This window comes from Enterococcus sp. DIV0724b (assembly GCF_050531475.1).
In the GTDB taxonomy this organism is placed as follows: domain Bacteria; phylum Bacillota; class Bacilli; order Lactobacillales; family Enterococcaceae; genus Enterococcus_L; species Enterococcus_L haemoperoxidus.
The window spans coordinates 1,876,583-1,888,829 of sequence record NZ_CP172890.1 but is presented as its reverse complement, the minus strand read 5'-3'; the positions used below and the strand labels follow the sequence as shown (position 1 = coordinate 1,888,829).

Annotated in this window: 11 protein-coding genes; 7 read left to right on the top strand and 4 right to left on the bottom strand. The window is 35.7% G+C overall.

Features of this window, described 5'->3' with window-relative positions:
• Positions 1–7: 7 nt before the first annotated feature.
• Positions 8–1,066: a histidinol-phosphate transaminase gene (gene hisC, locus IGJ02_RS08695; RefSeq protein ID WP_430601729.1), complete on the bottom strand. Its 1,059-nt coding sequence runs from the start codon at positions 1,064–1,066 to the stop codon at positions 8–10.
• Between the two features lie 237 nt (positions 1,067–1,303).
• Here hisC and IGJ02_RS08690 point away from each other — a divergent pair, with 237 nt between their 5' ends.
• Positions 1,304–2,473 carry a pyridoxal phosphate-dependent aminotransferase gene (locus IGJ02_RS08690; RefSeq protein ID WP_430601728.1) on the top strand — a complete coding sequence of 390 codons (1,170 nt, stop codon included), beginning with the start codon at positions 1,304–1,306 and terminating at the stop codon, positions 2,471–2,473.
• Between the two features lie 137 nt (positions 2,474–2,610).
• Complete coding sequence (locus IGJ02_RS08685) at positions 2,611–3,519, top strand: phosphate ABC transporter substrate-binding protein PstS family protein (protein WP_010761454.1); 909 nt, start codon at positions 2,611–2,613, stop codon at positions 3,517–3,519.
• Positions 3,520–3,580: 61 nt separating this feature from the next.
• On the opposite strand, the gene IGJ02_RS08680 is transcribed toward IGJ02_RS08685, so the two are convergent.
• Positions 3,581–5,341 carry an ATP-binding protein gene (locus IGJ02_RS08680; protein WP_430601727.1) on the bottom strand — a complete coding sequence of 587 codons (1,761 nt, stop codon included), beginning with the start codon at positions 5,339–5,341 and terminating at the stop codon, positions 3,581–3,583.
• Positions 5,338–6,051, bottom strand: a complete 714-nt coding sequence (locus tag IGJ02_RS08675; RefSeq protein ID WP_010761452.1) for a response regulator transcription factor — start codon at positions 6,049–6,051, stop codon at positions 5,338–5,340. Before IGJ02_RS08675 ends, IGJ02_RS08680 begins: the two co-directional genes overlap by 4 nt.
• Positions 6,052–6,196: 145 nt before the next feature.
• Here IGJ02_RS08675 and IGJ02_RS08670 point away from each other — a divergent pair, with 145 nt between their 5' ends.
• The 4 genes from IGJ02_RS08670 (at position 6,197) to IGJ02_RS08655 (ending at position 9,367) form a co-directional block, all read left to right on the top strand.
• Entirely contained in the window at positions 6,197–6,664 is a 468-nt protein-coding gene (locus tag IGJ02_RS08670; RefSeq protein WP_430601726.1) for a DUF523 domain-containing protein, read from the top strand.
• Positions 6,665–6,842: 178 nt separating this feature from the next.
• Positions 6,843–7,181 (top strand): putative DNA-binding protein, encoded by a 339-nt coding sequence (locus IGJ02_RS08665; protein ID WP_010761450.1) that lies wholly within the window; start codon positions 6,843–6,845, stop codon positions 7,179–7,181.
• Between the two features lie 4 nt (positions 7,182–7,185).
• Positions 7,186–8,604: a signal recognition particle protein gene (gene ffh, locus IGJ02_RS08660; protein WP_010761449.1), complete on the top strand. Its 1,419-nt coding sequence runs from the start codon at positions 7,186–7,188 to the stop codon at positions 8,602–8,604.
• 199 nt (positions 8,605–8,803) lie between these two features.
• Positions 8,804–9,367 (top strand): DNA-3-methyladenine glycosylase I, encoded by a 564-nt coding sequence (locus IGJ02_RS08655; RefSeq protein WP_010761448.1) that lies wholly within the window; start codon positions 8,804–8,806, stop codon positions 9,365–9,367.
• A 51-nt stretch (positions 9,368–9,418) separates the two neighbouring features.
• On the opposite strand, the gene IGJ02_RS08650 is transcribed toward IGJ02_RS08655, so the two are convergent.
• Complete coding sequence (locus IGJ02_RS08650; protein ID WP_010761447.1) at positions 9,419–9,973, bottom strand: NADPH-dependent FMN reductase; 555 nt, start codon at positions 9,971–9,973, stop codon at positions 9,419–9,421.
• A gap of 179 nt (positions 9,974–10,152) precedes the next feature.
• Here IGJ02_RS08650 and IGJ02_RS08645 point away from each other — a divergent pair, with 179 nt between their 5' ends.
• Entirely contained in the window at positions 10,153–11,979 is a 1,827-nt protein-coding gene (locus IGJ02_RS08645) for an Ig-like domain-containing protein (protein ID WP_430601725.1), read from the top strand.
• Positions 11,980–12,247 lie beyond the last annotated feature (268 nt).

Below are 12,247 nucleotides of genomic sequence, written 5' to 3'. Positions count from 1 at the left end.
TATTTTGTTATTTTTTTGATGCTAATACATAGTTAATCATTAATTGATAAACTTTTTCCATTTCCTCACGTGTCCCCATCGAAACGCGTAAATAATTGTTCAATCGTTCGATCTTTGGAAAATAACGAACAAATATGTCGTGAGTTTCTAAATAATGGTATAACTCTTCAATGACCAAATCAGGATGAGTCAGTAAAACAAAGTTTGTTTTTGAGACGAGAGAACGAAATCCTGATTGTTCAATGATTTTTGTAAACCAATCTCTAGTTGCACAAATATCTTTCGTTATTTCTTCATAATATTTTTTATCCTCAACGGCAGCAACAGCTAAATTTTCTGCTAACATATCAACTGAATAAGGATTAAAAGAAGACTTGATACTTTCCGCAATTTGAATATACTTTGGATTACCAATAGCATAACCAACGCGTAAACCCGCTAAAGAGCTTGATTTTGAAAAGGTTCTAATAATGATTAGATTTGGGTATTTATCTAAAAGTTTAATAGCCGATTGACCAGCAAAATCAATGTAGGCTTCATCGATGATCACAATAACTTCTTGATTTTCTTTCAATAAATGCTCGATTTCTACAAGTGGTTTGAATAAACCTGTTGGTGCATTTGGATTAGCAATGATTATCCCACCATTTGGCTGGTTATAATTTTCTACAGCTATTTCAAAGTGACTGTTTAAGGCCAACTCTTTAAATGGGATCTGAAAAAGATCAGCCCAAACTTTATAAAAACCATAGGTGATATCCGGAAATAAAATAGGATCTGAACTATTGAAAAAAGCAAGGAAACAAAAAGCTAACACTTCATCCGATCCATTGCCAATCAAAAAATGTTCAGGAGATAATCCGTGCTTTATCCCCAATGCTTTTTTTAAAGAAAAATTATCAATAGAGCTATATCTTTTTAAATGTTCAGCATCGAAATTTCTCAGTACCTCAGTGACTTTTGGAGAAGGTGGATAAGGGTTTTCATTTGTGTTTAATTTGATCATATCTGAATAATTAGGTTGTTCTCCTGGAACATAAGGAGTGATTTTTCTAATGCCTTTCATGTCGTTCTCTCCTTTCATTTCTTATAACTATAAAGAAGCAAAGAAGGTTTCGCAAGATAAATATGTGGATTTGGAAAGAAAATACGCATTTTTGAAATACAAATTTCATTTTAGGCTAAATTATGCTATTATAATTCCATCAAGAAAAAATGACTACAACTTTTTTGTTTTGATCATGCGTGACGGTTTAAGGCTAATTGTCAATGGTCGGGGGAATAAGTAAGAGGAGATGGTTTGATGGATTTAACGAAAAGATTTAATAAACAAGTATATAAAATCGCCGTTTCGACGATTCGCCAATTTGACGAACAAGTAAGTGATATTGAAGACATTATAAAATTGACGTTGGGAGAGCCAGATTTTAATACTCCTGAACATGTAAAAACAGCAGCACATGATGCAATCGAAAATAATTTTTCGCATTATTCAGGTATGTCAGGGTTGATGGATGTTCGTGAAGCAGCCACTTTTTTTATGAAAGAAAAATATGGGGTCAGTTATCAACCAGCATCTGAAGTTTTAGTAACTGTGGGAGCAACTGAGGCGATTTCTGCAAGTTTACTTTCTATTTTAGAACCTGGCGATAAAGTTTTGATGCCAGCTCCAATCTATCCGGGCTATGAACCAGTGATTACGTTGGCTCAAGCAGAACCAATCTATATTGATACTACATCAAATGATTTTGTATTGACACCTGAAATGATTGAGCTTGCGATGTCAGAACATGGCGATCAGGTTAAAGCAATTATTCTAAATTACCCAAGCAATCCAACTGGTGTAACGTATAATCGTGAAGAAGTCAAAGCGATTGCAGATGTATTGAAAAACTATTCAATCTTCGTGATCAGTGATGAAATCTACAGTGAATTAACCTATGAAGACCAGCATGTATCCATCGCAGAATTTATTCCAGAACAAACTATTTTGATCAATGGTCTATCAAAATCACATGCGATGACGGGCTGGCGGATTGGATTTATCTTTGGACCAGAGAATTTGATTGCTGAAATCATCAAAGTTCATCAATATTTAGTCACAGCGGCTTCTACAATATCTCAAAAAGCAGCAGTTAGAGCGTTGGTTGAAGGAATGAATGATGCAGCAGTAATGAAAGAAGAATACCGAGAACGCCGAGATTTTGTTTATGAGCAAATGACTTCATTTGGGTTTGAAGTAGCCAGACCGAATGGTGCCTTTTATATTTTTGCGAAAATTCCTGCAGGATACCAACAAGATTCTATGAAATTCTGTGTAGATTTAGCTAAGCAAGAAGCAGTAGCGATCATTCCAGGAGTTGCTTTCGGTAAAGAAGCAGAAGGCTATGTAAGAATCAGCTATGCGGCAGACTTAGCGACATTAAAAGAAGCAATGAAACGAATCGGATATTATATCAAAACGAACAGTTAAGCGAGCAATCGCTTAACTGTTTTTTCGTCTCAACAGAACCTTTACATTCCTTTACTTATTATTTACAGAACGTTGAAACAGAATTAACACACCGCTGTTAAACTAAGCTTGTAACTAATTGAAAAGGACGTGTAAAAATGAAGAAACGTTTATTATCAGCAATTGTGTTAAGTGTAGGACTTTTAATCGCAGGGTGTGGCAATCAAGGGGCTGCAACTGGTGACAGTAGTAATAAATCTAACGATAGCGGAAGTACAAGTAATCAACCTGTTAAAATCGTAGCAGTTGGTTCAACCGCTTTACAACCATTAGTAGATGCAGCGAAAGATCAATTTGTTTCTGAACATGCTAATTACACAATTTCAGTTCAGGGCGGAGGTAGTGGAACTGGACTTTCTCAAGTCGCTGATGGTGCTGTGACGATTGGAAATTCTGACGTTTTTGCCGAAGAAAAATCTGGTGTAGATGCGTCAAAACTTGTTGATCATCGTGTTGCCGTTGTGGGAATGGGTCCTGTGGTCAATAAAGAAGTTGGCGTTAAAAACATTAGCAAACAAGAATTGATTGATATTTTTTCAGGAAAAATTAAAAACTGGAAAGACCTAGGCGGAAAAGATCAAGAAATCGCAGTAATCAATCGTCCAAGTGGAAGCGGAACGCGAGCAACTTTTGAAAAATGGGGACTAGATGGCGCTAAAGCTGTCCAATCTCAAGAACAAGACTCATCAGGAACTGTTCGTCAAATTGTGTCCCAAACACCTGGAGCAATCAGTTATCTTGCTTTTTCTTACATGGATGAATCAACAGATGCACTAAGTATTGATGATGTAAAACCAACAGAAGAGAATGTTGCAGATAATTCTTGGAAAATTTGGTCTTATGAACATATGTATACAAAAGGTCAACCGGATGATGATGTAAAAGCGTTTTTAGATTTCATGCTGACAGATGATGTTCAAGACGGTGTAGTCAAAGAATTAGGCTATTTACCAATCACAGCAATGAAAGTTGAAAGAGACGTAACAGGTACCATCACTAAAAAATAAGTTCTTTCCCCCTAAAGAATCAAAAGGAGGCTGGATGTGAAAACATCCGCCTCTTTTTGATTTAATCATTTTTTGGTAATTTTACTACAAACGTTGAGCCAAGGCCTAAATGACTGTCGATCGTGACTGTTCCACCTAATAATTCAGTATAATTATGCACAATCGATAAACCTAAACCAGTTCCACCAGAATGCCGGCTTCTTGCTTTATCTACTCGGTAAAAACGCTCAAAAATTCTTTCTTGGTCTTCTAAACTAATCCCGATGCCCAAATCTTTCACTGTGAAAAAGAATGTATCAGAGAATCCAAAATCAATGGTGATCGTCCCGTCAGATTGAGAATATTGAATTGCATTTTCAATCAAATTTTTAACGATCGGATAGAAAAGTTCGTACTTTGTTGTGTAAGTTATTGATTCATCCCCAAGAATTTCGATTGTTAGATGTTTTTCTTTTGTTGCTTTACGATAAGAACGCAGAATTTCTTGTGTGAAAGGAAGCATGGCAACTTCTTGGTCATCATACGAAATGTTTTTTCCATCACGAGAAAGCTGTAAAATTTCCTGAATCAGTTGTTGTAAGCGCAAAGCATCTTTTTGCATGATCTCCAAAAATTGTGATAAGGTTTCAGGATCATCTTTAGCACCGTCTAATAAGGTTTCGGTAAAGCCCAGTAAAGAAGTGACGGGTGTTTTTAACTCGTGTGAAACATTACTAACAAAGTCTTTTTGAATTTTTTCTAATTGCCTAACACGGGTTAAATCATAAGCAATTCCCAAAACTTGGTAATCATTTCCATCTTCTTCTATATAACGTAAAGACATATCTAAAATCGTTTCATTCAATGAGTCAGTTAGTTTTATTTCTTGATGTACCGAACTTTTTTCTGTGATAACTTGATGAATCAAATGGATCAGGGCAGGCTCTTTGATCACTTCAAAATAATCTTTACCGGCATCATTTTTCTCAATCATTAAAATTTCAGTCATCTTAGGATTGATCAATTGAACCTTTCCATCAACATCAATAATAAAAACACCAATCATCAGTTCATCCAGTAAGGCGTGAAATTGTTCATCAGTGGATGTGTAAGCCAAATATGTTTGGCTCATTTGTTGACTCAAGAGATTGACCGTTTGATATAATTCATTCCATTCTGGTGAATCTTGGATGATCGATCGCGCTTCATCTGGATATTTCACAATTTTTTTCAACACGGGTAAAACTGTCACCAAAGGTTCATTTTTCTGATGAAGTAATAAAAAGACGAAAGCCGTAATAATCAAAAATAAAATGCCTAAAGTAAACAGAATATAGCGCCTAAATGATCGGATACTATTAGAAAACTGTGTCGTTTCTTCTGACATTCGAATAATACCGATTAATTCACCATTTTTATCGACAGGCAATGCTAAGTAAAGTAATTCTTCTTTTAAAGTCGCACTTTTTCTCAAGGCAGAGCCGAAATCAGCACCAGAAAGAATTGCCTTAACTTCAGGACGATTACGTCTTGATTCCTGCAGTGATGAATCAAGACTGTCGTAAAAAATATCCCCTTTGGCGTTCATCAATGTCAAACGCTCATTTTTATCAGTTGAATAATGTTCAATAAGCTTCTCTTCTTGATCTGAAAAATGTTGTGTTAAAAACAAATCAGGAGAGAGCTGGTCGAGAATCAATGTCCCTTTTTTTTGTAAGTACTCTTCCTGTTGGGACAATAATTCCTTTTTAAAAAAATAGTTTGTTAAAAAAATACTACCTACAAATAAAGCAAGCATCATAATTCCAACTACCCAATATTCAATACGTTGGCGTTTTTTCATTTTTTAGGCTCCTGAAAACGATAGCCAAACCCTCTAACTGTGACTAAGTAGGCAGGTCGCTTTGGATCAATTTCGATTTTATCTCTTAAATGACTGACATGGACGTCAACAATACGGCTTTGACCTGCAAAATCATAGTTCCAAATTCGATCTAACAAAGTATCTCGATCAATCACGCGATCTTTCCGTTTGATAAAGTAGACGAGTAATTCAAATTCTTTTGGCGTTAACTCAATTTTTTCGCCACGAACGCTCACTTCATAGTTTTGTTCATCAACGCTGATTTCACCTAATACCAAAGGTGCTTTAGCCGTCTCGCTAAACTCTTCTGATTTAGCTGACGTAGGTTTCAGACGTCGGAAGATCGCTTTCATTCTGGCTAAAACTTCTCTAGGACTAAAGGGTTTTGTTAAATAGTCGTCAGCACCGATTTCTAACCCGATGATTTTATCGACTTGATCATCTTTAGCGGTCAGTATCAAAATAGGGGTGTCAACTTTTTCCCTACGTAGTGATTTTGTGATTTCTAAGCCATCCATGTTCGGCAACATAACATCTAGAATGATAAAATCAAATTGATTGGACAGGGCTAACTCATAACCGACTGCACCATCTTCTGCCGATATTACTTCATAGCCGTCTTTTTCTAAGTTAAATGTCAACAACGTTACAATCGACGGTTCGTCGTCAACAACTAGTACTTTCTTCATCTATTTGGCTCCTTTAAATACGAAATAAACACAAGGTTATTTTATCATAGATTCACAGCTATCAAAAACTTTATGGAATGTTTCTAAAACTACTTTCAAAGCCAAAGAAATGGTATAATAAAAAAGATTGAAATGAGGGAAGCCAATGATTGGAATTAGCGCATGTCTTGGTGGGGTTTGCTGTCGCTATGATGGCCAAGCAAAAGAAATCACTGCCTTAAAAAAATTAGTAGAGAATGGCCAAGCAATGCTTGTCTGTCCAGAAGTCTTAGGTGGCTTACCAATTCCTCGAGAATCTGCTGAAATTAGCGGTGGAGACGGATTTGACGTTTGGAATGGTGATGCAAAAGTACTTACGAAAACTGGGGAAGACATGACCACTCTATTCAAACAAGGGGCAATCACAGCCCATCAAAAACTAGTTGAACAAAATATCACATCGATTATTTTAAAAGAAAATAGTCCGTCTTGCGGAAGTAAAAGTATTTACGATGGTACATTTTCTGGCAATCATCGAAATGGCGCAGGGGTTGCAACGGCTTATTTTATTTCCAGAGGTCTTGAGGTCGTTTCGGAAAATGATTGGCAAACAGTGGTCGATCATGAAAAGTAGAGATGTCAAAAAATAATCGAAGAATTTTTTTCTGAAAAGGATTTTTGTACTAATCTGCAAAGTTATTATGATCAATTGATCAAATCTTTAAAAAAATCCTCGAAAATCAAATAAGAACTATTGACTAATCGCTCTGAAATCGGTAACCTAAAAGGGATTGAAGATAGGAGTAACAACTATGGAAATTGAAAAAACCAATCGAATGAATGCGTTGTTTGAATTTTATTCTACTTTGTTGACAGAAAAACAAATGAATTATATGGAGATGTACTATGCGGATGATTTCTCATTAGGCGAGATTGCTGAAGAATACGATATCAGCCGCCAAGCAGTTTATGACAACATCAAACGGACCGAGAAGATCCTAGAAGAATATGAAAAAAAACTTCATCTATTTTCTGATTATATCGTCCGTGGAGAGTTACTAGAAACACTTAAAAGCTACGTGAACGAAACCTATCCGAAAGATACAACAATCATACAGTATATAGAACAAATACAAGAAGTAGAGGAATGAGATTATGGCTTTTGAAAGTTTAACAGATCGCCTACAACAGGCAATGAGCAAATTACGTCGTAAAGGGAAAGTATCTGAAGCTGACGTAAAAGAAATGATGAGAGAGATTCGCTTGGCGTTATTAGAAGCCGACGTAAATTTACAAGTTGTTAAAGATTTTACAAAACGAGTTCGTGACCGTGCAGTTGGTGTAGAAGTTCTTGAAAGCTTATCACCAGCGCAACAAATCGTTAAAATCGTTGATGAAGAATTAACAGCAACATTAGGGTCAGAAACAGTTGGCCTAAATAAGTCCGAACGCATTCCAACCGTGATCATGATGGTTGGTTTACAAGGAGCAGGTAAAACAACCTTTGGCGGTAAATTAGCGAATCATTTGATCAAGACAGAAAATGCACGTCCATTGATGATTGCAGCCGATGTTTATCGACCAGCAGCGATTGACCAGTTGAAAGTTTTAGGCCAACAATTGGATGTACCAGTTTTCGATATGGGGACTGAGACAAGTCCTGTAGAAATCGTACGTCAAGGGATGGAATTGGCTAAAGAAAAGAAAAATGATTACGTCCTAATCGATACTGCAGGTCGTCTGCATATTGATGAGACGTTGATGGATGAGCTAAAACAAATCAAAGATATCGCTCAACCCGATGATATCTTGCTTGTCGTTGATGCAATGACCGGTCAAGATGCAGTTAATGTTGCTGAAAGTTTCAATCAGCAATTAGGAATCACTGGTGTGGTTATCACCAAACTCGATGGAGACACTCGAGGTGGTGCGGCACTTTCTATTCGTTCCGTTACAGGCGCACCAATCAAATTCATCGGTTCAGGTGAAAAACTTACTGACTTAGAAATTTTCCATCCAGATCGTATGTCTAGCCGTATTTTAGGTATGGGCGATATGTTAACATTGATTGAAAAAGCCCAACAAGATTATGATGAGAAAAAAGCTGAAGAACTTGCAGTAAAAATGAAAGAAAACAGCTTTGATTTTAATGACTTTATTGAGCAATTAGATCAAGTAATGGGTATGGGACCAATTGAAGACTTGTTAAAAATGATTCCAGGAATGAACAATATGCCTGGCTTAGAAAATGTCAAAGTTGATCCGAAAGATGTGGCACGTAAAAAAGCAATGGTGCTTTCTATGACACCCGCTGAACGTGAAAATCCTGATTTATTAAATCCAAGCCGTCGCCGTAGAATTGCTGCAGGTTCAGGTAATAATGTAGTTGAAGTCAATCGGATGATCAAACAATTCAAAGAATCCAAAAAAATGATGCAGCAAATGTCCAAAGGAAATATGGATATTCCTGGTATGGATCAAATGCTTGGTGGAGGCATCAAAGGTAAACTAGGAAAAATGGCCATGAATCGCATGGTGAAGAAAAACAAGAAAAAGAAAAAAAAGAAAAAGTAACGTAGAAAAGAAAGCATACCAAAATCATAGATTCTGGTATGCTTTCTTTTTATAATTGAGATGGACCAGTAATTGTGCCATAGATCAGCAGAAGGGAATAATGGAGTAACCAATTTTATATTATAAACGTTTTCTTGAAAATTTTGCTAAAATAAAGAAAAGTTTTAAAAATAAAATTTAGCTATTGGAGGAGAAAAAGGTGAAACAGCGATGTTCTTGGGCGCAAGAGAATAAAAAAATGAAACTCTATCATGATACGATTTGGGGAGTTCCAGTATATGATGATCAGCGCCTGTTTAGAAAACTAGTATTGGATATCAACCAAGCTGGCTTGAGTTGGCAAACTATCTTGAATAAAGAGAACCACTTTGATGCCGCTTTTGATGATTTTGATATAAAAAAAGTTGCTTATTACGATGAAAGAAAAATCGAAGAACTTATGAATAATCCAGGCATTATCCGTAATCGTAGAAAAATCGAAGCAGCAATCTATAATGCTCAAAAAGTTATTGAGATCCAAAATGAGTTTGGTTCTTTTTCCAATTATTTATGGAGTTTTAATGCGCAACACGTTTTGAAAAATTCTTATCAAAATCAACTGGAGATACCTACAACAAATGAACTATCAGACAGAATAACCAAAGAGTTGAAAAAAAGAGGATTTAAGTTTGTAGGCAGTACGATCATCTATGCGTTTTTAGAAGCTGTTGGGATAATCAATGATCATGTAACAACATGCTTCCGATATGACGAAATAAAGTAAAAAATAGTCTAAACCAAAACATTATTTAAGTTTGGTTTAGACTATTTAATTTTAATCAACTATTTTTTCTAGAAAAGCAAGATAAGCATCAACAATTGTTCTGAAAAAACTCATGGTGTTTTCAGCAATCGTCCCATCATCGTTGATTAGATTTACTATATTGCCGATGTATGCTTCTGGTTGTTGTAAGGTCGGAACATTAAGAAAAACCAATGATTGGCGTAAATGATGATTTGCACCAAAAGCACTTAATGCGCCAGGGGACACGCTAACAACTAGTCCTGGTTTGCCATCCCATACATTTTGACCATAAGGACGTGAACCAACATCCAAAGCATTTTTTAAAACACCAGGAACAGAGCGATTATATTCTGGTGTGACAAAAACAAGACCAGTCAGTGTTTTTACTTCTTCTCTAAATTTCGTCCAAGCAGCAGGAGGCGTACCTTCGTCATCCAAATCTTGATTGTACATCTCTAATTCATGTAAATCGATAAAAACAGGTTCATAATCTTCTGGGAATAAACTGGATATGGCAACGGCCACTTTTTTACTATAAGAATCTTTTCTCAAACTTCCGACAAAAAAACCGATTTTTTTCTTCATAAATCTTTCCTCCATTCAATAAATAACGTTGTTTATTTTATTTTAAGCCGAGAAGATTGTTTTTGCAAGAAATCGATCTTTAGAGCAATCATCAGAATGTTATAAGCAAATCAATGTTCAGCAATATGTATCCTCTATATAATTAAAGCAACAAAATTTTTAGAAAAACGAGGGATAAAATGATGATGAGTGTTAAACGATTTGCTAAAATTAGTGCTTTTTTGTGTATTTTTTGGTTGCTGGTCATTGGTATTTCTACGAAAACAAGAGCAGTAGAGAACAGCTCTAGCACGATTGAAACACATACAATCTCAAGTACCGAAAATAAGGAACCTCAATCTAAAATCAGCGCCACAACGAATAGTGATAGCACAACACTCTCAACTGAAGAAAGTAGCATTGAAAACCAAATAAATCTTCAACCAACTGTAAAAGTAAAAAAAGAGTACGGGTCTGAGTTGTTAACTAGTGTAAGTCTGACAGATATTGCTAATAATCTCGTTCATCGAGTGAAAAATAGCGATAAAATCAAAGTAAATTACTCATTTTCTCTACCAGATGAAGCTCAAGCAGGTGATGCGTTGACGTTTGAACTACCGGCTATTTTACAAATGGTAAACTACAGTGACTTTCCATTACTTAGTAAAATGGGGAGTGAAATTGGTATAGCAAAAATCGATCGAGCAACAAACAAGGTTACCGTGATATTCAATCAATATGTAAGCAATCACAATGCGATCAACGGCCAATTCTTTTTCTGGGTAAAACTTGTAAATGACCAAACAATAGATGGAGATAACGAAATTCCAATACCTGTTAATGGTACGACAAGTGATCTTACACTTATGGTAAATAAAACGAGTGGTGTCAGTACTGGTATTACGAATCCTACGACTATTTTTAAAAGTGGTAAATTCGATTCAATCGATCCTCAAAAAATCAATTGGACGATTTCGATCAATAATTCAGGACAAAATCTGTTAATGCCAATCATTAATGATACCCTAGGAGCAGGTCAACAACTGCTTAACGGTACATTCAGTGTTAATTATCGTGATGTCGATAAAAAAAGTTTAAAAAAATATCCACTTCCAAGCAACTTTGAAGGCGATCTAACCAAAGTAGAATCAACTCTAAATGGTTTTGTATTATCCCTTGAAAATTTAGGTAGTTATAGCGGATTAAAAGGATATGTGTCAGCAGTTGTCAATTATAGTACAAAAGTCACTGATCCATCAGTGAAATATGTTAATCTGGTCAATACGTTAGATGAGTTTGGAATGGTTCAATCAAGAAACGCTAGTTTAACCAATTATGCAAATGGTGGGAGTGGAAATGGAGATGTAAATCAAATCATCGATAGTATCACAGATAAAATCGATGAAGTTGAAAGTATTGATTTAGACGAATTAACTGAATCATCTGCCAAAAAACTAACAGAAGCTAAAGAGAATGCCCAAACAGCTGTAAACAACGAAGACGCAATGCCAACTGATTTAGAGTCTGCTACTGAACTATTGGTTGAGCGGTTAGTTACAGTAGAAGAAATTGCTAAACCGGCCGATATCGATGAATTAGAAGCAATTATCGAACACAATGATGGACTAAAAGAAGATGCCTACACGCCGGAAACTTGGAAAACATGGATTGATAAGAAAACGGAAGCTATTAAACTTATACAAGTAGCCAAAGAAACGCCTGAAACTGTTAGTCGCAATGAAATCAATCAGATAACACAAGAATTGAAAACAGCCAGAGCAAATCTAATTGAAGCTGTTACTCCGTCTGAGACAAGAGAATCAGAGTTATCTAGTGAAACATCCACTACAGAAACAACCAATGCTTCTCAAAGTATCACTAGCATTCAAAATGAAAAAAACTCTAGAAATCAGCAACAACTACTAAAGACTGGAGAAAATAAGTCACCTCTCTTAGTTTTAATCGGAGTACTTTTATTATTGGTGGCAACTTGGATATTGGTTGCCAAAAAGCAAGTTGAGAATTAAGTACCAAGTGTTAGCGTATATTTGGAAATAATATAAAAATAAGCTATAAACAAAAGAAGAAAATTCTTCTTCATTGTTTATAGCTTATTTTCGTTAAGCAACTGTTGATTGCCCCTGCCAAGGTATATTAATTATACCACATAAGCAGCTAAAAGCGCTAGAAATCAGCAGTTTAAAGCTTTTTTTAAGGTGTCAAGAAAAAACTCTTTACAGCTTGCTGAAAATCTGTTAAACTAACATTTGTGATTAAGTTAATGGAGGTGTAATA